At 67.8% G+C, this 25382-nt stretch carries 25 protein-coding genes; 17 read left to right on the plus strand and 8 right to left on the minus strand.

All coding sequences use genetic code 11. From position 1 onward, the window contains the following. Window positions 1-44: 44 nt before the first annotated feature. Entirely contained in the window at window positions 45-1700 is a 1656-nt protein-coding gene (locus DDE23_RS04375; RefSeq protein WP_107750798.1) for a thiamine pyrophosphate-requiring protein, read from the plus strand. After that, window positions 1697-3073 (plus strand): FAD-binding oxidoreductase, encoded by a 1377-nt coding sequence (locus tag DDE23_RS04380; protein WP_107750797.1) that lies wholly within the window; start codon window positions 1697-1699, stop codon window positions 3071-3073. The genes DDE23_RS04375 and DDE23_RS04380 overlap by 4 nt, the downstream gene beginning before the upstream one ends. Before the next feature lie 79 nt (window positions 3074-3152). Here the strand turns inward: DDE23_RS04380 and DDE23_RS04385 are convergent, their stop codons facing one another. The 5 genes from DDE23_RS04385 to DDE23_RS04405 are packed head-to-tail and all read right to left on the minus strand — an operon-like array spanning window position 3153 to window position 8143. Then, window positions 3153-3536, minus strand: a complete 384-nt coding sequence (locus DDE23_RS04385; protein ID WP_107750796.1) for a hypothetical protein — start codon at window positions 3534-3536, stop codon at window positions 3153-3155. Further along, window positions 3536-4630, minus strand: coding sequence for an EscU/YscU/HrcU family type III secretion system export apparatus switch protein (locus DDE23_RS04390; protein ID WP_107750795.1), 1095 nt, complete (start codon window positions 4628-4630; stop codon window positions 3536-3538). Before DDE23_RS04390 ends, DDE23_RS04385 begins: the two co-directional genes overlap by 1 nt. Continuing rightward, a complete protein-coding gene (locus tag DDE23_RS04395; RefSeq protein ID WP_238149899.1) occupies window positions 4627-5412 on the minus strand; it encodes a flagellar biosynthetic protein FliR in 786 nt (261 codons plus the stop codon). The genes DDE23_RS04390 and DDE23_RS04395 overlap by 4 nt, the downstream gene beginning before the upstream one ends. After that, the gene (gene flhA / locus DDE23_RS04400) at window positions 5409-7487 is read right to left on the minus strand and encodes a flagellar biosynthesis protein FlhA (RefSeq protein ID WP_107750794.1); all 2079 of its coding nucleotides are present in this window, start codon (window positions 7485-7487) and stop codon (window positions 5409-5411) included. The genes DDE23_RS04395 and flhA overlap by 4 nt, the downstream gene beginning before the upstream one ends. After that, on the minus strand, window positions 7484-8143 hold the full coding sequence (locus DDE23_RS04405) for a transglycosylase SLT domain-containing protein (RefSeq protein ID WP_107750793.1): 660 nt from the start codon (window positions 8141-8143) through the stop codon (window positions 7484-7486). Before DDE23_RS04405 ends, flhA begins: the two co-directional genes overlap by 4 nt. A gap of 306 nt (window positions 8144-8449) precedes the next feature. On the opposite strand from DDE23_RS04405, the gene DDE23_RS04410 reads away from it, so the two are divergent. The 13 genes from DDE23_RS04410 (at window position 8450) to DDE23_RS04465 (ending at window position 21324) form a co-directional block, all read left to right on the plus strand. Beyond that, window positions 8450-8656: a cold-shock protein gene (locus DDE23_RS04410; protein ID WP_107750792.1), complete on the plus strand. Its 207-nt coding sequence runs from the start codon at window positions 8450-8452 to the stop codon at window positions 8654-8656. Between the two features lie 206 nt (window positions 8657-8862). Next, complete coding sequence (locus tag DDE23_RS04415; protein ID WP_107750791.1) at window positions 8863-11709, plus strand: monovalent cation/H+ antiporter subunit A; 2847 nt, start codon at window positions 8863-8865, stop codon at window positions 11707-11709. Between the two features lies 1 nt (window position 11710). Then, on the plus strand, window positions 11711-12058 hold the full coding sequence (locus DDE23_RS04420) for a Na+/H+ antiporter subunit C (protein WP_107750790.1): 348 nt from the start codon (window positions 11711-11713) through the stop codon (window positions 12056-12058). A 10-nt stretch (window positions 12059-12068) separates the two neighbouring features. Continuing rightward, entirely contained in the window at window positions 12069-13703 is a 1635-nt protein-coding gene (locus DDE23_RS04425; RefSeq protein WP_107750789.1) for a monovalent cation/H+ antiporter subunit D, read from the plus strand. Window position 13704: 1 nt separating this feature from the next. Further along, entirely contained in the window at window positions 13705-14196 is a 492-nt protein-coding gene (locus tag DDE23_RS04430) for a Na+/H+ antiporter subunit E (RefSeq protein WP_107750788.1), read from the plus strand. Then, window positions 14193-14462, plus strand: coding sequence for a K+/H+ antiporter subunit F (locus DDE23_RS04435; RefSeq protein ID WP_107750787.1), 270 nt, complete (start codon window positions 14193-14195; stop codon window positions 14460-14462). The genes DDE23_RS04430 and DDE23_RS04435 overlap by 4 nt, the downstream gene beginning before the upstream one ends. Window positions 14463-14474: 12 nt before the next feature. Then, complete coding sequence (locus DDE23_RS04440; RefSeq protein WP_107750786.1) at window positions 14475-14906, plus strand: Na+/H+ antiporter subunit G; 432 nt, start codon at window positions 14475-14477, stop codon at window positions 14904-14906. Window positions 14907-15026: 120 nt separating this feature from the next. Beyond that, the gene (locus DDE23_RS04445) at window positions 15027-15356 is read left to right on the plus strand and encodes a hypothetical protein (protein ID WP_107750785.1); all 330 of its coding nucleotides are present in this window, start codon (window positions 15027-15029) and stop codon (window positions 15354-15356) included. Between the two features lie 135 nt (window positions 15357-15491). Then, on the plus strand, window positions 15492-16151 hold the full coding sequence (locus DDE23_RS04450; protein WP_107750784.1) for a glutathione S-transferase family protein: 660 nt from the start codon (window positions 15492-15494) through the stop codon (window positions 16149-16151). Between the two features lie 254 nt (window positions 16152-16405). Continuing rightward, window positions 16406-18358 (plus strand): DNA topoisomerase IV subunit B, encoded by a 1953-nt coding sequence (parE, locus tag DDE23_RS04455; RefSeq protein ID WP_107750783.1) that lies wholly within the window; start codon window positions 16406-16408, stop codon window positions 18356-18358. 278 nt (window positions 18359-18636) lie between these two features. After that, window positions 18637-19245, plus strand: coding sequence for a hypothetical protein (locus DDE23_RS24845; protein ID WP_146179594.1), 609 nt, complete (start codon window positions 18637-18639; stop codon window positions 19243-19245). Between the two features lie 740 nt (window positions 19246-19985). After that, a complete protein-coding gene (locus tag DDE23_RS04460) occupies window positions 19986-20750 on the plus strand; it encodes an alpha/beta hydrolase family protein (protein ID WP_107750782.1) in 765 nt (254 codons plus the stop codon). 148 nt (window positions 20751-20898) lie between these two features. Beyond that, window positions 20899-21324, plus strand: coding sequence for a hypothetical protein (locus DDE23_RS04465; protein ID WP_107750781.1), 426 nt, complete (start codon window positions 20899-20901; stop codon window positions 21322-21324). A 56-nt stretch (window positions 21325-21380) separates the two neighbouring features. Here DDE23_RS04465 and DDE23_RS04470 read toward each other — a convergent pair whose 3' ends face one another. After that, window positions 21381-21773: a YccF domain-containing protein gene (locus DDE23_RS04470; protein WP_107750780.1), complete on the minus strand. Its 393-nt coding sequence runs from the start codon at window positions 21771-21773 to the stop codon at window positions 21381-21383. Window positions 21774-21881: 108 nt separating this feature from the next. Between DDE23_RS04470 and DDE23_RS04475 the strand changes: the two genes are divergently transcribed. Beyond that, complete coding sequence (locus DDE23_RS04475; RefSeq protein ID WP_107750779.1) at window positions 21882-23705, plus strand: ABC-F family ATP-binding cassette domain-containing protein; 1824 nt, start codon at window positions 21882-21884, stop codon at window positions 23703-23705. On the opposite strand, the gene DDE23_RS04480 is transcribed toward DDE23_RS04475, so the two are convergent. Together DDE23_RS04480 and DDE23_RS04485 are read right to left on the minus strand one after the other, a co-directional pair. Then, window positions 23702-24301 carry a DedA family protein gene (locus DDE23_RS04480; protein ID WP_107750778.1) on the minus strand — a complete coding sequence of 200 codons (600 nt, stop codon included), beginning with the start codon at window positions 24299-24301 and terminating at the stop codon, window positions 23702-23704. The two genes, DDE23_RS04475 and DDE23_RS04480, sit on opposite strands and share 4 nt — an antisense overlap. Then, window positions 24294-24638 carry a hypothetical protein gene (locus tag DDE23_RS04485; protein ID WP_107750777.1) on the minus strand — a complete coding sequence of 115 codons (345 nt, stop codon included), beginning with the start codon at window positions 24636-24638 and terminating at the stop codon, window positions 24294-24296. Before DDE23_RS04485 ends, DDE23_RS04480 begins: the two co-directional genes overlap by 8 nt. Window positions 24639-24902: 264 nt before the next feature. On the opposite strand from DDE23_RS04485, the gene DDE23_RS04490 reads away from it, so the two are divergent. Beyond that, on the plus strand, window positions 24903-25382 hold the full coding sequence (locus DDE23_RS04490; protein ID WP_202863210.1) for a peptidase S1: 480 nt from the start codon (window positions 24903-24905) through the stop codon (window positions 25380-25382).

The raw sequence follows: 25382 nt of genomic DNA on the forward strand, positions 1-25382 counted from the left end.
CGGGCAGTCTCGCAAGCAATGTATACATCCAGGGAGGGGTGGCCATGAAAGTCGGGGATGCAATCGCCGAGATCCTGCGGCGCGAAGGCGTCGAGATGGTGATCGGTTACCCGGTCAACCATGTGCTGGAATATGCCGCCATCGCCAATATCCGGCCGATCATCGTCCGTCAGGAGCGCACCGGCGCCCATATGGCCGATGCGATCAGCCGCATGACCAGCGGCGAGAAGATCGGCGTCTTCGTCATGCAATCGGGACCCGGGGCCGAGAATACCTATGGCGCCATCGCCCAGGCCTATGCGGAATCGGTGCCGCTCTTGGTCATGCCGGGTGGCTATCACCGGCGGCTTGCCCATGTCTCGCCGAATTACAATTCCACCATTTCCATGCGCGACATCACCAAATCGGCCGAGCCGATCAACGATGCGCGCGAGATCCCGGCCATCATGCGCCGCGCCTTCTCGCGGCTGAAGAACGGCCGTGGCGGTCCGGTGCTGGTCGAGATCCCGAACGACATCTGGGGCGACGAGGTGCCGGAACCCCTGACTTACAAACCCGTCCTGCGCACCCGGTTCGGGCCCGATCCGGCGGCGGTGGTCGAGGCGGTCTCGCTGCTCGCGAGCGCCAAACGCCCGGTGATCTACGCCGGGCAGGGTGTGCATTACGCCAAGGCCTGGCCGCAGCTGAAGGCGCTGGCCGAGCGGCTCTCGATCCCGGTCTGCACCTCGCTGGAAGGGAAAAGCGCCTTCCCCGAGGATCACAGGCTGGCGCTGGGCTCGGGCGGGGCGGCGCTGCCGCTGACGGTGCGGCATTTCCTCGACAACGCGGACGTCATCTTCGGCATCGGCTGCTCCTTCACCGAGACCGCCTTCGGAGTGGAGATGCCGCTGGGCAAACGGGTGATCCACGCCACGCTGGACCCCGATCACGTCAACAAGGACCTGGAGGCCGAGGTGGCGCTGATCGGCGACGCCGCCCTCACGCTGGACGCGGTTCTGGCCGAGATCGAGGGCCGGCGCCTGCCCAGGCCCGATCCGCAGGCGGTCGCCGACGAGATCCAGCGCATCCGCGCGCAATGGATGAAGAAATGGATGGTCAAGCTGCGCTCGGACGAGGCGCCGTTCCGGCCCTACCGGGTGCTGTGGGACCTTCAGCAGACGGTCGATGTGGCGAACACGATCATCACCCATGACGCGGGCTCGCCGCGCGACCAGCTGTCGCCTTTCTGGGTGTCCACCACGCCGCTCAGCTACATCGGCTGGGGCAAGTCCACGCAGCTGGGCTACGGGCTGGGGCTGGCGATGGGCGCGAAACTCGCCTGCCCGGACAAGCTCTGCATCAACGTCTGGGGCGATGCGGCGATCGGCTTCACCGGCATGGATTTCGAGACGGCGGTGAGGGAGCGCATCCCGATCCTGTCGATCCTTCTGAACAACCATTCCATGGCCATGGAATTGCCGATCATGCCCGTCTCGACCGAGAAATACCGCTCGACCGACATCGGCGGCGATTACGCGGCCTTTGCCCGGGCGATGGGCGGCTATGGCGAGCGGATCACCGACGTGTCCGAGATCATCCCCGCCATCAGGCGCGGCATCGCCGCGACCGAAGCCGGGCAGCCCGCGCTGCTGGAATTCATCACCTGTCAGGAGATCGAATCGTCCAAATATCCCCGCGGCTCGGGGAACCTCTACCCGTGAGCGTCGAGACTGTGATCACCGGCCTGCGGTCCCTGCTGGGGGACCGCCTCGCCACCTCGAACGCGGTGCGCGACCATCACAGCCACGACAGTTCCTGGCATCCGGCCGCGCTGCCGGATGCCGTGGCCTTCCCCCGGACCGAGGCCGAGGTGCAGGCAATCGTCCGCCTCTGCGCCGAGCATGACGTGGCGGTCATCCCCTTCGGCGCGGGTTCCTCGATGGAGGGGCACACGATCCCGACCCGCGGCGGCATCACCATCGACATGCGCGACATGAACAAGGTGCTGGAAATCCGGCCCGAGGATGGGCTGGCCGTGGTGCAGGCGGGCGTCACCCGCAAGCAGCTGAACACCGAACTCAGGGCCACGGGCCTCATGTTCTCGGTCGATCCCGGGGCCGATGCCTCGCTCGGTGGCATGGCCTCGACCCGGGGCTCGGGCACCATGGCCTACCGCTATGGCACGATGCGCGACAATGTGCTGGCGCTGAGGGTGGTGACGGCGGACGGGCAAGTGGTCAGGACCGGCAGCCGGGCGCGGAAATCCTCGACCGGCTATGACCTCACGCATCTTTTCGTCGGCGCCGAGGGGACGCTGGGCGTCATCACCGAGCTGACCGTGCGGCTGCATCCGATCCCCGAGGCGGTGTCGTCGGCCATCTGCGCCTTCCCCGATGCGCAAAGCGCCGTCGCCTGCGTGATCGAGGCCGTGCAATACGGCCTGCCGATGGCGCGGGTCGAGTTCCTGGACGAGGTGGCGGTCTCGAACGTCAATTCCTATTCCGGGCTGACGCTCAGGGTCGCGCCGACGCTCCTCTTCGAGTTCCACGGGACCGAGGCCTGGGCGGCCGAACAGGCGCAGATCGTCGAAAGCCTGGCCGAGGGCCATGGCGGGGCCGATTTCGTCTGGACCGCGGATGCCGAGGAACGCGGGCGCCTCTGGCAGGCGCGCCACGACCTCTATTGGGCGACCAAGGCCCGGCGGCCGGGGTGCGAGCTTTATACCGGCGACATCTGCGTGCCGATCTCGGAACTGGCGGGTCAGATCGAGGCGGCGCGGGCGGATATCGAGGCGAGTTTCCTGGAAGGGCAGATCATCGGCCATGTCGGCGACGGCAATTACCACGCCGGTTATCTGGTGATGCGCGACAGTCCCGAGGAGATGGCCGAAGCGGCGCGGCTGGCCGAAAGGCTGGTCGAACGGGCCTTGCAGGTCGGGGGGACGGCCAGCGGCGAGCATGGGATAGGCCTTGCCAAGCTGAAATACCTGCGGGCCGAGCATGGCGATGCGGCGGTCGAGCTGATGAAGACGCTGAAGCGGGCGATGGATCCCAAGGGCATCCTGAACCCCGGCAAGCTCGGCCAGGCAGGCTAGGGCGCGGCGCAGGGGTTTCCCAAGGGGACCTGCGGGTCCCCTTGGGCGGGGGGCCGGGGGGCTGGCCCCCCGCACCCGCTCATTCCCCCTTCGCCGCTTCGGCTTTCCGGGCCGCCTCGGCCTTCCCCGCCAGCTCCTCAAGCACCGCCGCCCGGCCGAAAGCCTTCGCCGCCGCCGGTTTCTGCCGCATCCAGTCCACGGTCACCATGGCCAGCTGCTGGTTCAGCCGCCGGCTCTGCGCCTCGGACCAGCGGCGATGGGCGAGGCGCGCGCCGACCAGCGCCGGGTCGCTGACCGCCTCGCCCGGATCGAGCGGCGCCTCGACCGCCTTCAGGGTCTGCAACGCCCCCTGCAACCGGGCGCGGGACTGCGCCACGGCGGCCAGTTTCGCCAGCTCCGCCTCGCGCTTCAGCGCCGCCAGGGCCGCCAGCCGTGCCAGAGCCTCGGCCCGCTTGCGGTCCATCAGCGCCGTCCCTGCTGGCGGGCGCGCATCCGCATCGCCTCGGCGAAGCGGATGGCGGCGGCGACGGCGGCGTAATGCTCGGGCGCAATCTCGGCCCCCAGCTTGACGCTGGCATAGAGCGCGCGCGCCGTGGGCGGGTCGGAATGGATCGGCACGCCGGCCTCCGCCGCCGCCTCGCGGATCCGGGCTGCCACCTCGTCCACGCCCTTGGCGACGCAGACCGGCGCCCCCTCGACCCCCGGCGCCCATTTCAGCGCCACGGCGTAATGGGTGGGGTTGACGATCACCACCGCCGCCTTCGGCACATCGGCCATCATCTGGCTGGTGGCATAGGCCTGGGCGCGCTGGCGCCGGGCGCTTTTCAGATGCGGGTCGCCTTCGGATTGCTTGTGATCCTCGCGCAATTCCTGATGGCTCATGCGCTGGCGCCGCCGGTGGTCGAAGACCTGCCACAGGTAATCGAGCCCCCCCAGAACCAGCATGATGAGGACGACGATGGCCATGAATTCGACCGTCAGATGCAACAGCGCCAGCGTCGCCTGGCCGGGGCTCTGGCCGATCGTGTCCATCAGTTCGGGCAGGCGCGACAGCAGATAGACCCACAACAACCCGCCATAAAGCGTGAGTTTCAGCGCCGATTTGGCGAATTCCACCAGACCCGAGAGGCCGAACTTGTTCTTGGCGTTCGAGATCGGCGAGAGGCGAGAGAGTTTGGGCGACAGTTTCTCGGGCGCGAAGACGATGCCGCGCAGCGCGATCAGCACGGTCAGCGCCAGCAGGCCCGGGATCGCCAGCGCCGGGGCCATGGCGACGACCACGCCCTGCAACAGCGCCCCGGTCATCGCCGTGCCGCCGCCCAGCATCTCGGGGCCCAGATCTTCGGCCCGGTCCAGAAGCGTCCGGCCCAGCTCGCCCAGCCGGGGCGGCACCCAGCCGCCGGGAAGAAGGGCCAGCACCAGAAACCCGGCTGTCGCTGCCGCCGCCGTGACATCGGCGCTGCGCGGCAGGTCGCCCTTCTTGCGCGCCTCGTCCAGCTTGCGCGGTGTCGCCTCATGCGGGCGGTCGGCGCCGTCGTCCTGGCCCTGCGCGCTCATGGCGCGACCGGATTGCCGAGGACCGACAGGAAGGCGGGCGCCCAGATCGCCAGCATGACGGGCGCCGACAGCATCAGCAGCACCAGCCCGCCCAGCGTCAGGGCCGGGGCGCCGACGAAGGCCACCATCAGCTGCGGCATGGCCCGGTTGATCGCGCCGAGCGCCAGGTTATAGAGCCCGGCGCCGATGACGAAGGGCGCGGCCAGCGAGAAGCTCAGCGCGAAGGCATGGGCGACGCGCTCCACCCCCCATTGCGCGACACCCTCGGGCGAGGGCCAGATCCCGGCCGGGAACAGGTCGTAGGACAGGACCAGCAGTTGCGCCAGCCGCTCCGGGATACCGCTCATCGCCGCGACGCAAAGCCCGCCCATGACCAGCAGCTGGGCCATCGCCGGTTGCGGATCGACGCCCGCGCCGCCGAAGGCCTGCGCCAGCGAGGTCGCCTGCGCGGCCTTGGTCCCGGCCATCATCAGCGCCAGGATCATCAGCCTGAGGCTGAGCCCCAGGATCAGCCCGACCAGCGATTCGCCGCCGACGAACAGCACCAGCCCGATGGGGTCGGGGGCGGGAAGCGGGATCCGGGGGGCGACCGCCGGGGCCACGACCAGCGTCATGGCCAGCGCCGCCACCAGCCGGATGCGGGCGGGCACGCTGCGTTCGCCCAGCACCGGGACCAGGGCGAAGACCGGGCCGATCCGGGCGAAGACCAGCCCGCCGCCCGCCATCCAGGCCTGCACCTGGGTGGCCAGCGCGGTCAGCGCGGCGATCATCTCGGGCGTCATGCGGCGATCTGGCCGACCAGCGCGGGACGGGCCTCCATGCCGATTTCCTCGAACGAGAGGACCGGCGCGGGCACGTCGCGCGCCGCCATCACCGTCCTGAGAAACCGCCGTCGCCGGGCGGGCGAGACCAGCGCGGCCTGCGTCCCGTGTTCGGACAGCGAGGAGAAGGTCTGCGCCAGGGCATTGGCCAGCTTGCCGAAATCGGCGGGGGGCAGGGCGATGTCGGTGCCGCCCCGCTCGCCCTCGATCTGGTAGCGGGTGAAGACCTCCTCCCATTCCGGCGCCAGCTGCACCAGCGGCAGCGTCCCGTCCTGCCGCTTCAGCCCGGCGACCAGCTGGAAGCCCATCCGCTGGCGGACATGTTCACAGATCGCCTCGGGTGAGAAATGCTGGACGCGCAATTCGGCGATGGCCTCCAGGATCATCGGCAGGTTGCGGATCGAGACCCTCTCGTCCAGCAAAAGCCGCAGCACCGCCAGCAGCGTGTCGACCGGCACCTTGTCGGGGATCAGCTCGTCGATCAGGCGGCGGTTGGCCTCGGCCCGGCGGCTGTCCGAAAGGTTGGTCATCTCGTCCAGCATCCGGCGCAGGCCGCGCAGCGTCAGCAGGCGGGCGAAATTGACCTTCAGCACCTCCAGCAGATGGGTGGCGAGAACCTCGGCCGGGCCGACGACCGTGAGGCCGCCCAGCGCTGCCTCCTCCTCGTCCTCGGGGGCGATCCAGCGGGCGGGGGCGGCATAGACCGGCTCCTTCACGTCGATGCCCGAGGGGGCGCCGGCGCTGGCGCCATCGGGCAGCAGCGCCAGGCGCCGGTCGGGGCGCAGCCGGTCGCGGCCCTGTTCCACGCCCTGGATGAGGATCGCGTATTCGCCGGGGTTCAGCGCCGGGTCGTCGGTCAGCCGGATCTCGGGCAGGATCAGGCCCCAGTTGCGGGCCACGTGGTTGCGCATGTTCATGATCCGCGCATCGAGCCCGGTGGCGGGGTCCAGCACCATCGGCACCAGATCGGGGGCGAAGGTCACATGCACCTCGTCGAGGTCCAGCACATCGCCCAGCGAGGTGGGCCGCACCGCCTCGGGCTGCGGCGCGGCGGCCTTGTCGCGGGCCTTCGCGGCCCTCAGGGCGAGCCATGCGGCGGCGGCCAGCAGGCAGGCCCCGGCGACGAAGGGCAGGAAGGGCAGCCCGGGCACCAGTGCGAAGACCAGCATCAGCGCCGCGACCGTGCCCAGTGCCGCCGGGTAGCGGCCCAGCTGCGCCATCAGCGCGCTGTCGGTCGCGCCATTGGCCCCGCCCCGCGCCAGCAAGAGCGCCGCGGCGATGGAGATGATGACGGCCGGGATCTGGCTGACCAGCCCGTCGCCGACGGTGAGGATCGCATAGGTCTCGAACGCCTCGCCCATCGAGAGACCGTGCACCAGCGTCCCCATGAGAAGGCCGACGACGATGTTCAGCAGCGTGATCAACAGCCCCGCCACCGCGTCGCCCTTGACGAATTTCGACGCCCCGTCGAGCGAGCCGAAGAAGGTGGTTTCCGCCTGTTCCCGCTCGCGCCGGGCCTTGGCCTCGGCATGGCTGATGGCGCCCGCCGACATGTCGGCGTCGATGGCCATCTGCTTGCCGGGCATGCCGTCGAGGGCAAAGCGCGCGCCGACCTCGGCCATGCGGCCCGCGCCCTTGGTGATGACGATGAAATTGACGATCAAGAGGACGCAGAAGACCACGACGCCCAGAAACACGCTGCCGCCCATGATGAAGCTGGCGAAGCCCTGGATGACCGCGCCCGCTGCGTGTGGCCCGGTATGCCCCTCGCCGATAATCAGCCGGGTCGAGGAGACGTTGAGCGAGAGCCGCAGCATCAGCGAGGCCAGCAGCACGGTGGGGAAGATCGAGAAATCGAGCGGCCGCTCGATGAAAAGCGTGATGGTGAACATCAGGATCGCCAGCCCGAACGAGGCGGCGAGGCCGATGTCCAGCATCCACGACGGCATCGGCAGGATCATCATGACGATGACCGCCATCAGGGCCATGGCCAGCAGAACGGTCGGCTGGAAGATGCGGGAGGCGGTCAGTTTCACGGCAGGGCCTCGATCAGCGGGCGGGAGGAGGGCAGGGCGAGCGGCACCAGCGAGGCACCGGCGGGGGTTCCGGCCAGCAGCGGGAAGGTATTGACCCGCTCGGCCACCGGCGGGGGCGGGGGTGCGGCGTCGAGCCCCGCGCGGAGGCTGCGAAAACGGGCGCGGTAGCGCTCGGCATGGGTGGGGTTGCGCGAGTGATAGGCACCCGCCGCCCCTTCCCACGAGCCGAATTCCTCGTGCAGGGAGGCGAGGAGCCGCGCGGCGTAGCGCGCGGCGGTCAGCGGATCCAGCAGATCCTCGGGCTGGCGGAACTGCCGCCCGTGCCAATGCCAGTTGATCTGGAAACAGCCGAGGTCGAACAGGTCCTGCCCCCGGGCCAGCAGCGCGCGGGCGAAGCGCGCGGCCTCTTCCCGCGTGTCGAACCAATGGCCGCGCCCCTCGGCATTGGCGGTCCAGGGCCAGGGGCGGCTGGTGCCGTCGCGGCTGCGCCCCGTCTCGGTCAGGGCGATGGCCAGCAGCACATCGAGCGGCACGCCCGTCTCCCGCGCGGCGGCGGCGGCGGCGGTTTCGCACAGCTCAGGCCGCGCCGGGGCCGGGGCCACCGAGAGCAGCAGGGCCATGAGGGCCAGGGTCGGGATCAGGCGAGACTTCTTCATCGCGGGCAGCCGGTTCCACCGGAAAGGGAACCCGAGGCTAGCGCCGACAAGATTGAGGAAGCGTTGACGCGAGAGCCCCCGCACGCCGCGCGGCTGATAGCGCCCCCATGCGTCGAAACCTCAGCAAAAGCGCGATTTCCGGCCCTTCAAGCGTCTTGCGCGAGGGCATGGAATCAGGCATGAAAAACAACGCGACGTTATCTCTATCGACCTGTTCGGCCCGCAAAGGCACTCTGCGCTCGATCCCGATTTGACTGAGCCGGGCTGCCGCATAGTGTGGGCAGCGCTACGACAGGAGTGTTCACGATGGCAACTGGCACCGTGAAATGGTTCAACGCCACCAAGGGCTACGGCTTCATCCAGCCCGATGGCGGTTCCAAGGACGTTTTCGTTCACATCAGCGCCGTCGAGCGTTCGGGCCTGCAAAGCCTGAAGGACGGCCAGAAGGTCACCTTCGACCTGCAGACCAGCCGCGACGGTCGGGAATCGGCCTCGAACCTGGCGCTGGCCTGAGGCGATTTGCCACAGTGAAATTCGGACGGGCGACCCAGGGGTCGCCCGTTTTCGTTGCGGCGGTCGAATCCGGCATTTCCGCGTCCGGTTTCGCTTGACTTCACGGCCCCATTTTCAATTTTAGGGCCGCGGGCCGTGAGGCCCGTTTCGTACACCGGCCCTTCCGTCCGATCCCGGGCGGGCCGCCCTCGGACAAAGGAACCGACATGTCCCTTGCCCTGATCGCGGCGCTGCCCTTCCTTGGCGCGCTTCTGCCCGGCCTCCTGATCCGCTCGGGTCGCAATACCTGCGCCAGCGTGACCTTCGCCACCACGGGCCTTGCCTTCATCGGCCTGATGCTGCACGCCCCCGCCGTCATCGGCGCCGGAGGGGTGGTGACCGAAGGCTATGAATGGCTGCCGCAACTCGGCCTCAACGTGAATTTCATGCTCGACGGGCTGGGGTTCCTGTTCGCGACGATGATCCTGGGCATCGGCCTGCTGATTATCCTGTACGCGCGGTTCTACCTGTCGAAGACTGACCCGATGGGGAATTTCTACACCTATCTGCTCTTGTTCCAGGGCGCGATGGTGGGGATTGTCCTGTCCGACAACATCCTGCTTCTGCTCATCTTCTGGGAGCTGACCTCGCTCTCTTCCTTTCTGCTGATCGGCTATTGGAAGCACCTGCCCGAGGGCCGTCAGGGCGCCCGCATGGCGCTGACCGTGACCGGCATGGGGGGCCTCGCGATGATCGGCGGCATGCTGATCCTCGGCCAGATCGCCGGCAGCTATGACCTGCACGTGATCCTCGAACAGAAGGATCTGATCCAGTCGTCGGAGTACTACCTGCCGGCGCTCTTGCTGATCCTGCTGGGCGCCTTCACCAAGTCGGCGCAATTCCCGTTCCACTTCTGGCTGCCGCACGCCATGGCGGCGCCCACGCCCGTCTCGGCCTATCTGCATTCGGCCACCATGGTGAAGGCGGGCCTCTTCCTGATGGCGCGGCTCTGGCCGGTCTTGTCGGGCACGCCGGAATGGTTCTGGATCGTCGGCGGGGCGGGGCTGATTACCATGGTGCTGGGCGCGGTGATCGCGCTCTTCAAGGATGATCTGAAGGCGCTTCTGGCCTTCTCGACCGTGTCGCATCTGGGGCTCATCACCCTGCTGCTGGGTCTCGGCACCGAGTATGCCGCCGCCGCCGCCGTCTTCCACATCATCAACCACGCCACCTTCAAGGCCGCGCTCTTCATGACCGCGGGCATCGTCGATCACGAGGCGCATACCCGCAACATCCGTCTGCTGGGCGGCCTGAGGAAACTGATGCCGGTGACCTTCACCATCGGCACCATCGCCGCGCTGTCGATGGCCGGGATCCCCTTCTTCAACGGCTTCCTGTCGAAGGAGATGATGCTGGAGGCCACGCATGACGCGGGCACCTGGTTCGGCGTGGTCGCCACCATCGGCGCCATCTTCTCGGTCGCCTATTCCTTCCGCTTCATCTTCCACACCTTCATGGGGAAGGTGAGGGACGATTACCCCCACCATCCGCATGACCCGGGCTTCGGCCTGTGGATCTCGCCCGCCGTGCTCTGCGTGCTGGTGCTGGCGATCGGCCTCTTCCCCGACCAGACGGTGGGCCATTTCGTCGATACCGTGGCCAGCGCCGTGACCGGGACCGATGTCCATGTGCATCTGGCGCTCTGGCACGGGGTCACGCCCGCGCTCATCATGTCGGGTATCGCCGTGGCGGTGGGTATCGTGCTGCTGTCGTTCCAGCGCGGGCTGGCGCCGCTGTGGGACCGCGCGCCGCGCCCCGAGGCCAAGGCGATCTTCGACGCCGTCGTCAACAACGCGGCCAAGGGCGCAATCAGCCTGACCGATGCGCTGCATGACGGGGCGATCTCGCGCTATCTGGGCATCCTGACGGCGGTGATCGTGGCCTATGCCGGCTGGGCCTTCTGGGGGGGCGAGTTCACCCCCGGCACGCGCGCCATGCTGCCGGTCGGCCCGGTCGAGCTGGTGTTCTTCGCCATCCTCATGGTCGCGGTCGCCGGGGTCACGCTGCTGCACCGGATGCGCTTCCTGTCCCTGATCGTCATCTCGATCTGCGGGCTCGTGGTGTCGATGACCTTCGTGCAATTCTCGGCCCCCGATCTGGCGCTGACCCAGCTCACGGTCGAGGTGGTGACGGTCATCCTGCTGCTCTTGGCGCTGAACTACCTGCCGAAAGAGACCCCGGTCGAATCCCGCCCGGCGCGTCGCGTCAGGGACGGGGTGATCGCGCTGGCCGCGGGCGGCGGGGTCGGGGCGCTGGCCTTTGCCATCCTGACCCGCGACATGTCGCTGCCGACGATCTCGGATTACCACGTCGCCAATTCCTATACCGGGGGCGGCGGCAACAACGTGGTCAACGTGATCCTCGTCGACTTCCGCGGCTTCGACACCATGGGCGAGATCGCCGTTCTGGGCATCGCCGGCCTCGTGATCTACGCGCTGGTCGAGGTGATGCTGCACGGCCCCGCCTCGCGCCGCTTGCAGAACTGGGTGCCCGAGATGGCGCAGGCTCGCGACCGCCACCCGCTGATGATGGTCGTGGCCACGCGCCTCGCGCTGCCCATCGCCCTGACCGTCGGGGTCTACATCTTCCTGCGCGGCCATAACGAGCCGGGCGGGGGCTTCATCGCCGGTCTGGTCGTGGCCATCGCGCTGCTCATGCAATACATGGCCTCGGGCTTTGCCTGGACCCAGGCGCGGCAGAAGGTGGCCTATCACGGGCTGATCTCGGCGGGCGTGCTGATCGCCGTCTTCACCGGCATCGCCAGCGTGATCCTGGGGTGGAACTTCCTCACCTCGACCAGCGACTACGTGCAGATCTGGCCCCTGGACCGCATCCACCTCGCCAGCGCCGCCTCGTTCGATCTGGGCGTGTTCCTGACCGTGGTCGGCGCGGTGATGCTGGCGCTGGCCAGCCTCAGCCGGATCGGCGTGCGGGCGGGCGAGGGGATCAACCTGACGCCCATGGACGTCGACCCACGGGCCGAGAGCCAACCCAAGAACCCGGAGGAGACCTGACATGGAAGCGCTTGTCGCCATCGCCATCGGCGCGATGACCGCATCCGGGGTCTATCTGATGCTGCGCCTTCGGACCTTCCCGGTGGTCCTGGGCCTGTCGATGCTCACCTATGCGGTGAACGTCTTCATCTTCGCCTCGGGTCGCCTCGTGGCCGGTGCGCCGCCGATCCTCGGCGCGGCGCCGACCATGACCGACCCGCTGCCGCAGGCGCTGGTGCTGACCGCCATCGTCATCTCGTTCGGGATGACGGCGCTGACGGTCATCCTGGCGCTGGGGTCCTACCTCAACGCGGGGACCGACCAGATCGACATCGAGCGGCCGGGCGAGCAGCCCGACGCCGACAACTGAGGCCCTGACCATGCAACACTGGATCATCGCCCCGATCATCCTGCCCGCTCTGATGGGCCCCTTCATCACCCTGGCCATGCGCCATGACGTGACGCTGCAACGCGTGGCCTCGCTGGCCTCGGCCGTGCTGCTGGTCGGGCTGACCGGCGCGCTGCTGGTCTCGGCGGCGGGCGGCAATGTGGAAAGCTACGAGCTGGGCTCCTGGCCCGCGCCCTTCGGCATCGTGCTGGTGCTGGACCGGCTGAGCGCGCTGATGGTCACGCTGACCGCCGTGCTGGGCCTCGTCGTGCTGGCCTATGCCGTGGCCACCAACTGGGACCAGCGGGGGCGCAATTTCCACGCGCTTTACCAGTTCCAGCTGATGGGCCTGTTCGGCGCCATGCTGACCGGCGACATCTTCAACCTCTTCGTCTTCTTCGAGATCTTGCTGATCGCCTCCTATGGTCTGATGACCCATGGCGGCGGGCGGATGCGGCTGAGGGGGGGCGTGCAATACGTCATCTACAACCTCGCGGGCTCGACGCTGTTTCTGTTCGCGCTGGGCACGCTTTACGCCGTCTTCGGCACGCTCAACATGGCGGATCTGGCCGAGCGCGCGGCGGAACTGCCGGCGGGCGACGGGGCGCTCTTGCGCGTCACCGCGGTCCTGCTGCTCTTGGTCTTCGTCCTGAAGGGCGCGCTTCTGCCGATGCATTTCTGGCTGCCCAACACCTATGCGCTGGCCCCCGCGCCGGTCGCGGCGCTGTTTGCGGTGATGACCAAGGTCGGCGCCTATTCGGTGATCCGCGTCTTCACCCTGATCTTCCCGGTGACGCTGGCCCCGATGGGCGGGCTTGTCGCCGATGTCGTGGTGCCCGCGGCGCTGGTGACCCTGGCCATCGGCATGATCGGCGTGCTGGGCGGCGGTACGCTGGCCCGCACGGTGTCCTTCGCGGCCATCGGCTCGATGGGGACGCTGTTTCTGGCCATCGGCACCTTCAGCGAACTGGCTACGGGCGCGGCGCTCTATTACCTGATCCATTCGACGCTGGCGACGGCGGCGCTGTTCCTGGTCGTCGATCAGGTCCGCGCAAGGCGGGGCAATTCGGCGCTGGTGCCGCAGGCGCCGCTGGTGCGCTCGGGCCTCGTCGCCGCCTTCTTCTTCGCCGCCGCCATCGCCATGGCGGGGATGCCGCCCCTCTCCGGCTTCCTCGGCAAGCTGATGGTGCTGCAGGCGGTCCGGCAGGCCGATTGGTGGGTCTGGGGCTGGGCCTTCATCCTGGTCACCTCGCTCATCGCCGTGGTGGGCTTTGCCCGGGCGGGCTCGGTCCTCTTCTGGCGGCCGCATGACAACAACACGCCCGCCCCCAGCGACGAGTTCCAGATCGCCCCCGGCACGCTCTCGGGCTGGGGGATGGCGGCGCTGGGCGGGCTGCTGGCGCTGATCGTGGCGCTGACCGTCGCCGCGGGGCCGGTGACCGGCTATACAAACGCCACCGCCGCGCAGCTTTACGCGCCGCAGGGCTATATCTACGCCGTGCTCGGCACGCCCGAGGAGCGCGCCGCGCGCCTCGCGGCCGAGGAAGCCCGCGCCGACGATCTGCACGGCGCCGACCACGGGGCGCCCGCGCACAGCGACGCCCCCGCCACTTCGGAGGGACACTGACATGCTGTCGCGCTTTCTGCCCCATCCGCTTCTGTCGCTGACGCTGGTGGCGACCTGGCTTCTGCTGGTCAATTCGCTGAAGCTGAACTCGATCGTCTTCGCGGTGATCCTGGGCCTGGTGATCCCGATGCTGACCCGGGCCTATTGGCCCGACATGCCGCGCCTGCGCAGCCCGCTCAGGGCCATCGAATACACCTTCGTCGTGCTCTACGACATCGTGAAGGCCAATATCGACGTGGCGCTGATCGTGGTCTTCAAACCGGCCCGCGACATCCGCCCGGCCTGGATCTGCGTGCCGCTCGACGTGCGCTCGCCCGAGGCGATCACCGCACTCGCCAGCACCATCACCCTGACGCCGGGGACCGTGTCCTGCGACCTCTCGGCCGATGGGCGGGCCATTCTGGTCCATGCGCTGCATGCGCCCGACCCCGACGCGATCCGCGACGAGATCAAGTCGCGCTATGAACGCCGCCTGAAGGAGATCTTCGAATGATCACCTATGCCCTGATCTTCTGCATCGGCAGCTTCGCGCTGGGCCTGCTGCTGAACCTGTGGCGCGTGGTCCGCGGGCCGCGCATCTCGGACCGGATCCTGGCGCTGGACACGATGACGGTGAACGCCATCGCGCTCCTGATCCTGCTGGGCTTCGCCCTCGGCTCGCCGATCTTCTTCGAAGTGGCGATGCTCTTCGCCCTCGTCGGCTTCGTCTCCACCGTCAGCTATTGCCGCTTCCTGTTGCGCGGCGACATCATCGAGTGAGGACCCGGATCCATGCCAATCGCTGACCTGCCGCTCTGGGCCGAGATCGCCGTCACCTTCTTCCTGGTCGTGGGGGGGCTCTTCGGCCTCGTCGGCTCGTTCGGGTTGCTGAAACTGCCCGACCCGATGACCCGGCTGCACGCGCCGACCAAGGCCACCACGCTGGGGGTGGGGGGCGTGCTGATCGCCTCGATGATCTACATCTTCGCCGCCGAGGGCCGGGTGTCGATGCACGAGCTGCTCATCACCCTTTTCCTGGTCATCACCTCGCCGATCACCGCGCTGTTCATCGCCAAGGTGCATATCCACATGCGCGAGAAGCCCGAGACCCTGCCCGAGCCGCGCGATGCCTCGGGCTGGGCCAGCTTCACCGCCGACGGTCCGGCGCGCGGCGTGCGCGACAGGCAGCCGGTCGAGCCGGGCGCCCCGGACAAAACCGCTTGAGCCTGGGCGGCGGGCGTATCCGTGCCGGTCGCGTTGCGCTATGACGGGGGGCAGCCCCAAGCTTGGGGGCTGTCTGACCTGGGATCCCCGGCGGTGTGGGATGCGGAAGCAATCGACACCTTGACCGAGACCGTGATGACGCGGCTTCTGGTCGAGGCAGCAGAGGCGCGCGCGGTGGCCATCGAGCTTGCCGCGCGTCTTGCCGTCGACCGGCCCGAGCTGCCGGCGCTGGCGCTGGCCTTGCCCTTCAGCCTCGCCGCCGCCACCATCGAGGAAATGCTGGGCGCCGCCCCCGCGGCCCGCATCGCCGCGCTTGACGCCTGGCGGGTAGCGGCGCTGATCGGGACCGATGTGCTGGTCCTGAAGGGGGGCGAGGGCGACGCCAGCATCGCCGACCTGTGGTCCCTCTGGCGCCGGGGGGATGAGGTGTTCGGATCGGTTCAGGGGTAAGCGGGGCAGGGCGGGCCCACGCTGTCGCGGGCGGCTTCCCGCGCCGGGCCCTGTGGAACCGCCCCTGGCCACAGCCCCTTGCCTGCCCGATCCGGCCCGCTAGAGTGGCGGCACAACGGGGGCAGGGAGCAGGACATGATTACCCTTTACGGCGTTCTCAGATCGCGGGCCACGCGGCCCTTCTGGCTGCTGCGCGAGATGGGGGTCGAGTTCCGCCATGTGCCGGTGATCCAGGCCTATCGCCTGTCCGATCCCGGGGCGGCCGATGCGCCCTTCCACACCGCCTCGGCCGATTTCCTGGCTCTCAACCCGGCCAGCCAGATCCCGGTCATGGTGGACGGCGATCTGGTGCTGACTGAATCCATGGCGATTCCGCTTTACCTCGCGCGCAAATTCGGCGGGCCGCTGGCCCCCGCGACGCTGGCGGAGGAGGGCGAGGCGATGCAATGGGGCTTTGCCGCCATCACCGGGATCGAGGGTCCGGCGCTCGATATCCTCTATACCTATGCCAACAAGGGGCAACAGACGCCCGAGGGTCAGGCCAAGCTCGCCGAGAAGACCGCCGCGCTGGCCCGTCCGCTGGGCCGGATCGAGGCGCATCTTCAGGGGACGGACTGGCTGATGGGCGGGCGTTTCACCGTCGCCGATATCCTGATGGCCGAATGCGTGCGCTACGTGCAGCCCCATGCCCCGGCGCTGGCCGCCTGTCCGAAGGTCCGCGACTGGATCACCCGCTGCCAGGCCCGCCCGGCCTTTCAGCAGATGATGGCCGAACGCAACGCCGAACCGGCGTGAGAGGAGGGGGCCTGCCCCCTTCCACGGCCCCTGTAGGGTGGGATTTCACCCCACCGCACCTATCCCTTCCCGCGTCCCACGGGACCCCCACGCTGTCCTGAACATCCGTTGCCCGCCGGTCCCCCGGCCGCCCTGCCGTGCATTCCCGCCACGCTATCTGGCGATCCGTGCCTCGGTCACCCCCCAATCCTTGCGCCTGACCCGCCCCGGTGGTCTATTGGGGGCCAATCACGAACCCAGAGTCGCAGAGCAGCATGACCGATTTCCTCGCCGGCCAGCCCGAAACCTATGACGCCTCCTCCATCGAGGTGCTCGAAGGGCTGGAACCCGTCCGCAAACGCCCCGGCATGTATATCGGCGGCACCGATGAACGGGCGCTGCACCATCTCGTCGCCGAGATCCTCGACAATTCGATGGACGAGGCCGTCGCCGGGCACGCCAACCGCATCGAGGTCGAGATCCTGGCCGATTACTCGGTCACGATCCGCGACAACGGCCGCGGCATGCCTTTCGATCCGCACCCGAAGTTTCCGGGCAAGTCGGCGCTGGAGGTGATCCTCTGCACGCTGCACGCGGGCGGCAAGTTCTCGGGCAAGGCCTACGAGACCTCGGGCGGGTTGCACGGGGTCGGCGCCTCGGTGGTGAACGCGCTCAGCGACTCGATGGTCGTGCAGGTCGCCCGCGACCGCAAACTGGTCGAGCAGCGCTTCTCGCGCGGTATCCCGCTAGGCCCGGTCGTGGAACTCGGCGCCGCCCCGAACCGGCGGGGCACGACGACCACCTTCCACGCCGACGAACAGATCTTCGGCAGCCACCGCTTCCGCCCGGCGCGGGTCTTCAAGATGGTGCGCTCGAAAGCCTATCTCTTCTCGGGCGTCGAGATCCGCTGGAAATCGGCCATCCCCGACGGCGACACCCCGCAGGAGGCCGTGTTCCACTTCCCCGGGGGCCTCGCCGATTACCTGAACGAACAGCTGGGCAAGGATTCGACCTATGCCGACAAGCCCTTCGCCGGGAAGGTCCATTTCCAGGAGAAGTTCGGCGTCCCCGGCTCGGTCGAATGGGCGATCAACTGGACGCCGATGCGCGACGGCTTCGTGCAGAGCTATTGCAACACCGTGCCAACGCCCGAGGGCGGCACGCATGAGGCGGGGTTCTGGGCGGCGATCCTCAAGGGCGTCCGCGCCTATGGCGAGCTGACCAAGAACCGCAAGGCCGAGCAGATCACCCGCGACGACATGCTGACGGGGGGCTGCGCGCTGGTCTCGTGCTTCATCCGCGAGCCGGAATTCGTCGGCCAGACCAAGGACCGGCTGGCCACGACCGAAGCCGCGCGGCTGGTCGAGGGCGCGGTGCGCGACCATTTCGACAACTGGCTGGCGGGTGATCCCAAGGCGGCGGGCGCGATCCTCGATTTCCTCGTTCTCAGGGCCGAGGAACGCCTGCGCCGCCGCCAGGAGAAAGAGACCCAGCGCAAGACCGCCACCAAGAAGCTGCGCCTGCCCGGCAAGCTCGTCGATTGCTCGGCCACCAACCGCGAGGGGACGGAGCTGTTCATCGTCGAGGGTGACTCGGCCGGGGGCTCGGCCAAGATGGCCCGCGACCGCCGCACCCAGGCCCTGCTGCCCTTGCGCGGCAAGATCCTGAACGTGCTGGGCGCGGCCTCGGGCAAGCTGGGCCAGAACCAGGAGATCAACGACCTCTGCCAGGCTCTGGGCGTGCAGATGGGCTCGAAGTTCCGCGTCGACGACCTGCGCTATGACAAGGTCATCATCATGACCGACGCCGATGTCGACGGCGCGCATATCGCGTCCCTGCTGATGACCTTCTTCTTCACCCAGATGCGGCCGATGATCGACCACGGGCATCTCTATCTGGCCTGTCCGCCCCTCTTCCGACTGACCCAGGGGGCCAAGCGCGTCTATTGCCTCGACGAGGCCGAGAAGGAGCTGTGGCTGGCCAAGGGTCTGGGCGGCAAGGGAAAGATCGACGTGTCGCGCTTCAAGGGCCTGGGCGAGATGGACGCCAAGGACCTGAAGGAGACGACGATGGACGTGTCGTCCCGCAAGCTGATCCGGGTGTCCATCGACGAGGACATCCCGGGCGAGACGGGCGATCTGGTCGAGCGGCTGATGGGCAAGAAGCCGGAACTGCGGTTTCAGTACATCAGCGAGAACGCGCGGTTTGTTGAGGATGTGGATGTGTGAGGGGCGGTCGCGCGACAGCCGACATGATCGGGGTGCGGGCGATGGACGAGAAGAACACGCTCTGGCACTCATCGTCGGAACCGGCCGCACGTCCCTCAACCCACCCAACATGAATGCGAAGTGATTGTGCCGTTGGTCCTACAATTTGACACAGTGAACCATCATGCCGTGTGACTTTCGATCCAGGATGCTCCCTGCGCCGGCTATGCTGGACGGGAAATCCATTATTGGTTCATCTTGGGATTAGCCATCCATCGCGACCTGATTGGAGTTCAGAGGTGCTTGTGGTCTCTGTAGGGGCGGTCAGTAGAGTGGCTGTTGCCTGTTTGGTAGCGGCGCTTGCAGGCGGTTCCGCTTATTTGTTTTTTGCGTTGAGAGATGAAGAGCGGATATCCAGTGCCTATCATTTCTTGCCGAACATTGTTGTTCGCTCGATGATCCTTCAAGGTAGAGAAATACGGAGCCATCACGACACAATTAGCGGACGAGCGATCCGAAGCCAATTGGTAGCAGATATTCGCACGGCCATAGAGCATTATCCCGGCGAGATTACTGGATGCGGCTTGCCGGTAGAACTTTCTGGCTACGGCTTAGACGAGACCCTTGATACGTTTTCCGTCATGGTGCAGTCCCGACCGATGCAGTTTGCGGTATTCTTTTCGGGCGAAGTTCCCGATGTTCAGGAATTCCTTGATGCTCGGAGTAACGCGGCTCTTCTCGCACCGAACGCGACTGTCGCGACCGAGAATGAGTTCGTCCAAGCAATATTGACCGCAGACCTTCGGAACGGCTATCAAATACTTTCGTCGAGCGGCGCAGTGAATGGTGTGTCCTGGGTGAGTGAAAGGTGTGATAACTACAGTATGATATTATTCAGGGGCGCGTGAAGTGACCGGTATATACTCCATTACTGGGAATTCTCTTGATGTCTCTCTTCAGGATTTGTCTGAGTCGCATTTGACCTAAGCGGTCGGCGCCTTGAGCGACAATTGTACTCTGCCCCCCCGATGACTCTTCCATCCGATGGTAGAGCTCGGCCCAAAGAGCGGGCCAGACGACCATGAAGAGTGGCAAGCCGTAGGGTGCGCTTTCATTGCGCACCTTTGGCCATTGCGGTCGGTGCGCAATGAATGCGCAGCCTACACCCACCCCCCAGCCCGAAAGCCAGCCGGAGGCGTCAGGCATGCGCCGAGCCGCCCCGGCAGGCTGGCGCCTTGTTCCCCCCATACTCCGAACAATCGTCCGAAGGCCTTGCCCGACAAACCGCCCCGACCAACCGTCGCGGCACCATCCCACGGGCCGGTGCCTGCCTGACGCGCCGCCGCGTATAGTCCAGCCGCTCCGCGAGGGTGGGGTGAAACCCCACCCTACAAGGCGCCCTTCCGTCGGGCGGTTGCAAAGGTCGGGGACGACCCGGGCATTGCGCAACGGCCGATCTCTACCCCCGCTCGCAACGCCGCCGCACCCCGATTGCCGCGATGATACCGGCTGACAACCCCTCGGCGACACCGCCGGAAGGGCTGCAAACCGGGCCGCGCTCCGCGGTCTGGACCGGAAAAGGTTGTGCCAAGGGGCCATATCCGGCAGCCTGAACCTGTATCACCGTGTCGTATTCAAGGAGTTCATCATGCGCATTGCCTCACAAAGACTGGCATTTCTGCTCGCCGCCGTCGTCACCCTGGCCTTCGCCTCGCTCGCCTCCGCACAAATTCCCGGCCCTCTGGCGGGCTCGATCTTCGGCTCGGGACAACGGGCGCTGGTCGTCGTGCTGCACGGCGATCTGTCCAATGGCCGCGATGCCACCTACCACCGGGGTTTCGCCGAGGATATCGCGCGGCGCCACAGCGATGTCACCGCCGTGGCGCTGATCCGGCCGGGGTATTCCGGCGGTCGGGGCCTGCAAAGCGCGGGCAGCAACAACAACCGGCGCGACCATTACACGCGGACCAACAACGATCTGGTGGCCGAGAGCATCCGGGCCCTGCAACGGGCGACCGGCGCGCGGCGGGTGATCGTGGTGGGGCATTCGGGGGGCGCGGCGCAAGTCGGCGCGATCATCGGGCGGTTTCCCCAGCTGGTGGACAGCGCGGTGTTGGTCTCGTGCCCCTGTGACATCGGCCGCTGGCGGAGCATGCGCGGGCGCAGCGCCTGGCAGAACAGTGAATCCCCCAGCCAGTTCGCCTCGCGCGTGTCGCGGTCGACCCGGGTGATCGCTGTCGTCGGGGCCAATGATTCCAACACCGCCCCGGCCCTGTCGCAGGATTACGTGGCCGCGCTGCAGGCGCGCGGTGTTCCGGCGGGAATGATGCTGGTCCGAGGTGCCTCCCACGATTTCAATGGCTCGCTGCGGAGCGCCGCACTGAGCGCGGTCGAGGCCGAGATTCAGCGGTAAGCGGCAGCGGACGGGGCGTCGGCCGTTTCCGGCCCGGCCTGCCCCCCTCGACGCAGGGGCGGGTACGCGGGAACGGGCAGGGCGGCGGCACGATTCCTTAACCCGTGGGGCGCAGGATGGGGTCGGACTTGCCCGCCCCCGAAAGATCATGCGCTTTCTCATCGCCCTCCTGCTCCTGACCCATCCCGCCGTCGCCGCCGATCCCTGCGAAGATCATTTCCGCGCCGGGCTGACCGCCTATCGCCTGGTCGACAGCCGCCTTGCTGAGATCGAGGTGACGCTTTATGCGGGCCTCGGCTGGGTCACGCGGCGGGGTGTTCTGGCCCGGCTGGAGGAGCGTTCGGCCAGAACCACCGCCTGCGAAGAGGTGGAGGTGGTGCAGGACCGATTGTCCCGCGTCGGCCGCGATCTGGGCGAGGCGCAGCGCCGGTTCCAGCTGGCGGCGGCGCTCTGCCACGGGATCAACCGCGGCCGGGCCGAGGGGAATGTCGAGCGCCTGAGCGACAGCGCCGCCATGCTCAACGATCTGGAGAATTACCTCCGCTCGCTGGCCCGGATCTGTCGGGGCTCTTGATGGCAGCGCGCGGCGCGGCCTTCCGGCCGTACCGCGCAGGGGGCGGAGAGCGCGCCTCAGCGCGGGACCAGCGTCCGCCCTACCGGCCAGAGGGCGAAGCCCGCGAGTTTCAGATGGGCCCAGGCGAAAGGCAGGCCGATGATCGTCACCGCGTTCAGCACCGCCGCCATCAGATGCCCCAGCGCCAGCCACCAGCCGGCCAGCACCAGCCACAGCAGGTTGCCCAGCGTTCCCAGCGTGCCGGTGCCGATATCGGGGCCGGTGACCTCGGCCCGGTCGGCCGCGCGCATGCCGAAGGGCAGCAGCGTGTAGCCCGCCATCACCACCGCCGAGCGCGCCCAGGGCAGGCCGACGATGCTCAGCGCCATGAGCAGCGCCGCCAGCAGCCAGCCCGCCGCCATCCAGGCGCCGCCCAGCACAATCCACAGCACGTTCAGGATCAGGTTCATTGCAGCTCCATATGTTAATGGTATTTACATGGGGCAGCCGGGCGCTGTTTCAAGACCCGTGATGCGTGAACCCTTGACCGCATCAAACCGCCGGGATAGCCCGCCCGCATGGCCCCCGCACCCCTTCTCCAGCTTTCCGGCATTTCGCTCACCTATGGTGGAAACCCGCTCTTTGACGGGCTCGATCTGGTCATCCAGCCGGGCGACCGGCTGGCGCTGGTCGGCCGCAACGGCTCGGGCAAATCGACGCTGATGAAGATCATGGCGGGGCTGGTCGATGCCGATCAGGGCGGCCGCGTGCTGACCCCGGGCACGAGTGTCGGCTACATGGAGCAGGAGCCCGATTTCAAGGGCTTCGCCACGCTGGGTGATTACGCCTTGTCGCGGCTCGACCCGTCCGAGGGCTACCGGGTGGAGATCGCGGCCGAGGGGCTGGGGTTCGATCCGTCCGTTGCCGTCGAGACGGCGAGCGGCGGCGAGCGGCGGCGCGCGGCGCTGGCGAAACTGCTGGCCGAGGCGCCCGAGCTGATGCTGCTGGACGAGCCGACCAACCACCTCGACATCCAGGCGATCGGCTGGCTGGAGGAGCGCCTGCGCGAGACGCGCGCGGCCTTCGTGATGATCAGCCACGACCGGGCCTTCCTGAATGCGCTGAGCCGGGCGATGCTCTGGGTCGACCGGGGGCAGGTGCGCCGTCTGGACCAGAGCTTTGCCGCCTTCGAGGATTGGCGCGACCGGATCTGGGCCGAGGAGGACGAGGCCCGCCACAAGCTGGACCGCAAGATCAAGCACGAGGCGAAATGGGCGGTCGAGGGCATCAGCGCCCGGCGCAAGCGCAACCAGGGCCGGGTCCGCGCGCTTGAGGCGCTGCGCGACGAGCGCTCCTCGCAGATCCGGCGGCAGGGCACGGCGGCGATGGCGCTGGAGGCCGGGCAGCAATCGGGCAAGCTGGTGGCCGAGGCGGTCGGGATTTCGAAATCCTTCGAAGGCGTGCCGGTGGTCAGGGATTTCACCCTCAAGGTGCTGCGCGGCGACCGCGTGGCGCTGGTCGGGCCGAACGGCGCCGGCAAGACCACGCTCCTGAAGCTGCTGACCGGCGAGATTCAGCCCGACAGCGGCACGATCCGGCTGGGCACCAATCTGGAGATGGCGGTTTTTGACCAGACCCGCGCCCGGCTCGACCCCGAGGCGACGTTGTGGGAGAACCTGACCGGCGATCCCCTGATGCGGGTCAGCGGGCAGGCCGATCAGGTCATGGTGCGGGGCGTGCCGAAGCATGTGGTCGCCTATCTCAAGGATTTCCTCTTCGACGAACAGCAGGCCCGGGCGCCGGTGCGCAGCTTGTCGGGCGGGGAACGGGCGCGGCTGTTGCTGGCGCGGATCATGGCGCGCGAGTCCAACCTGCTGGTGCTGGACGAACCGACCAACGATCTGGACGTGGAAACGCTGGATCTGCTGCAGGACCTGCTCGGCGATTACCCGGGGACCGTGCTGCTGGTCAGCCACGACCGCGACTTCATCGACCGGGTGGCGACGACCACGCTGGCTTTCGAAGGGCAGGGCAGGATCACCGCCTATGCCGGGGGCTGGTCGGATTACCGGGCGCAGAAGGCGCTGTCCGAGGAGCCCGAGCGCCCGGCGACGGTGAAGGCGGAAGTGCCGAAACCGGGTTCCAAGGCCGCGGCCAAGGCGGCGATCAAGGCCGCGACGCTGACCTTCACCGAGAAGAAGCGCCTCGCGTCGTTGCCGGCCGAGATTGCGAGGCTTGAGGCCGAGATCGGCAAGCTGTCCGAGCTGCTGTCGGATGCCGACCTCTACACCCGCGAGCCGGTCAAGGCCGCCAAGGCGACCGAGATGCTGGGCCAGCGTCAGGCGGCGCTTGCCGCGGCCGAGGAGGAATGGCTGGAACTGGCCGAGCGCGACGAAGGCTAGGGCGCCGAGTGGCGGTGGGTGCGTCTCCACAGCATCCACCCCAGCCCAAGCGTCAGCGCCAGCGAGGCCAGCAGACCCAGCGCATTGCCCAGGATCTCGCTCGCCTGGGCGATCTGGCCGCCCGCCAGATAGCCAAGGCCGATATAGGCCACGACCCAGATCATCTCGCCCAGCACGCCCATCACCGTGAAGGTGAGCCAGGTCATGCCCGCGCCCCCCGCCAAGAGGTTGACGTAGGGCCCCAGCACGCTGAACAGCCAGCGCGACAGGAAGACGGCGACGCCGCCGCCCTTCTGGACCGAATGCCGGGCACGCTCCAGCACCGCGGCCCGGGTGCGGGATCTGAGCAGCCAGCCCTCGGCCTGCCGGAAGCCCAGCCGCCCCAGCTGATAACCCGCCTGATCGCCCAGCACCGCCCCCGCCAGCGCCGCCGCCGCCGCCGGGGCCAGCGCCAGATCGCCCGAGGCGGCGAAGGCCCCGGCGGTCAGCATCATCATCGACGAGGGGACCGGGATCGCCAGGCAGGACAGAAAGGTGACGATGGCCAGCGCCAGCGGCCCCCAATCGGCGACCTGGGCCAGCATCCAGTCAGTCATGCGTCCGCTCACGCCATTGGGCGATCCCCGCGCGGATCCGTTCGAGCAGGACGGGCAGGGGAATGTTCTCGTCCCGGGCGATCATGTCGAGGCTGCGGCGCGGGCGGCCCTCGGGCGGGATGCCCGCGATCTCGACCATCACCTCGCGCGGGACGTTCCACGAGCGGCCGACATAGCCCAGCGGCATCCAGCCCTCGATCGCCTGGTCCTGATGGGCGGGGTCCGACCAGTAGAAGGCGCCCATCGCCACCCGGATGCCGAAATAGAGCGTGCCGATCAGCGCCAGCGCGAAGCCGAGGCGCAGGAGCCAGCGGAACGTCGGAGAGGACAGGATCATCGGCGCCTCGGGCAGGACACGGGCAGGCAGCTTACCCGGGTGTCTGGCGCGGGCAAGGGGCCATGGCGCCGCGGGGCAGGGGCCTGGTGTCAGCGGATTGTTTCAATCCCTAACAAAGGCCTGAACAAATGGAATGAAACTGGACAGTTGGCGGATTTTCGCGCAGCATTCCGCCTGATCCGGGAGGTGATGCCAGGCAATTATTCTTCGCTGCCCAGCCCAAAGTTTCCCGGTCGCGGATTTGAGATACCCATGGAGACTACGATGCGTAAATTTATCAAACTCGCCTTTGCCGCGGCCCTGGCCGTGTCCTCGCTCGCCGCCGTCGGCACCCGTCAGGCCGAGGCGCAGAACTACAACCTCCGGCCGTCTTACGGGTCGTTCAACCTGGTGGCGGGCTTCACGCCGGACCCGCAATGGCTGCAGGGCCGGGCCGGGGGCGACGTGCATTTCAACCCGGTCAACGGCTGCCCGGGCGGCGGCTGGGTCGCCAACGCGCCCGATTTCCGCGTGCATTATCAGGCCAGCACCTGGCCGCTGACCTTCTACGTCCGCGCCCCGGGTGACACGATCCTGCTGATCAACGATCCGAGCGGCAACTGGTATTGCAACGACGACACCGACGGGCTGGACCCGGCGATCCGCTTCGGCAGCCCGCGCTCGGGCCAGTACGATATCTGGATCGCGACCTACAACCGTTCGCGCGTGCGCAACACCCGGCTCTATGTGACCGAGCTGCGCTGA

The organism is Pararhodobacter aggregans (assembly GCF_003075525.1).
GTDB classification, from domain to species: domain Bacteria; phylum Pseudomonadota; class Alphaproteobacteria; order Rhodobacterales; family Rhodobacteraceae; genus Pararhodobacter; species Pararhodobacter aggregans.

Coding starts and splice junctions, on each gene's coding strand:
- DDE23_RS04480 (WP_107750778.1), bottom strand. CDS start 24,301: ATGACTGACTGGATGCTGGCCCAGGTCGCCGATTGGGGGCCGCTGGCG.
- DDE23_RS04440 (WP_107750786.1), top strand. CDS start 14,475: ATGCCAATCGCTGACCTGCCGCTCTGGGCCGAGATCGCCGTCACCTTC.
- DDE23_RS04405 (WP_107750793.1), bottom strand. CDS start 8,143: ATGAAGAAGTCTCGCCTGATCCCGACCCTGGCCCTCATGGCCCTGCTG.
- DDE23_RS04390 (WP_107750795.1), bottom strand. CDS start 4,630: ATGAGCGCGCAGGGCCAGGACGACGGCGCCGACCGCCCGCATGAGGCG.
- DDE23_RS04425 (WP_107750789.1), top strand. CDS start 12,069: ATGCAACACTGGATCATCGCCCCGATCATCCTGCCCGCTCTGATGGGC.
- DDE23_RS04435 (WP_107750787.1), top strand. CDS start 14,193: ATGATCACCTATGCCCTGATCTTCTGCATCGGCAGCTTCGCGCTGGGC.
- DDE23_RS04475 (WP_107750779.1), top strand. CDS start 21,882: ATGGCCCCCGCACCCCTTCTCCAGCTTTCCGGCATTTCGCTCACCTAT.
- DDE23_RS04375 (WP_107750798.1), top strand. CDS start 45: ATGAAAGTCGGGGATGCAATCGCCGAGATCCTGCGGCGCGAAGGCGTC.
- DDE23_RS04450 (WP_107750784.1), top strand. CDS start 15,492: ATGATTACCCTTTACGGCGTTCTCAGATCGCGGGCCACGCGGCCCTTC.
- DDE23_RS04460 (WP_107750782.1), top strand. CDS start 19,986: ATGCGCATTGCCTCACAAAGACTGGCATTTCTGCTCGCCGCCGTCGTC.
- DDE23_RS04395 (WP_238149899.1), bottom strand. CDS start 5,412: ATGACGCCCGAGATGATCGCCGCGCTGACCGCGCTGGCCACCCAGGTG.
- DDE23_RS04385 (WP_107750796.1), bottom strand. CDS start 3,536: ATGGACCGCAAGCGGGCCGAGGCTCTGGCACGGCTGGCGGCCCTGGCG.
- DDE23_RS04470 (WP_107750780.1), bottom strand. CDS start 21,773: ATGAACCTGATCCTGAACGTGCTGTGGATTGTGCTGGGCGGCGCCTGG.
- DDE23_RS04465 (WP_107750781.1), top strand. CDS start 20,899: ATGCGCTTTCTCATCGCCCTCCTGCTCCTGACCCATCCCGCCGTCGCC.
- DDE23_RS04430 (WP_107750788.1), top strand. CDS start 13,705: ATGCTGTCGCGCTTTCTGCCCCATCCGCTTCTGTCGCTGACGCTGGTG.
- DDE23_RS04410 (WP_107750792.1), top strand. CDS start 8,450: ATGGCAACTGGCACCGTGAAATGGTTCAACGCCACCAAGGGCTACGGC.
- DDE23_RS04485 (WP_107750777.1), bottom strand. CDS start 24,638: ATGATCCTGTCCTCTCCGACGTTCCGCTGGCTCCTGCGCCTCGGCTTC.
- DDE23_RS04490 (WP_202863210.1), top strand. CDS start 24,903: ATGCGTAAATTTATCAAACTCGCCTTTGCCGCGGCCCTGGCCGTGTCC.
- parE (WP_107750783.1), top strand. CDS start 16,406: ATGACCGATTTCCTCGCCGGCCAGCCCGAAACCTATGACGCCTCCTCC.
- DDE23_RS04415 (WP_107750791.1), top strand. CDS start 8,863: ATGTCCCTTGCCCTGATCGCGGCGCTGCCCTTCCTTGGCGCGCTTCTG.
- DDE23_RS04420 (WP_107750790.1), top strand. CDS start 11,711: ATGGAAGCGCTTGTCGCCATCGCCATCGGCGCGATGACCGCATCCGGG.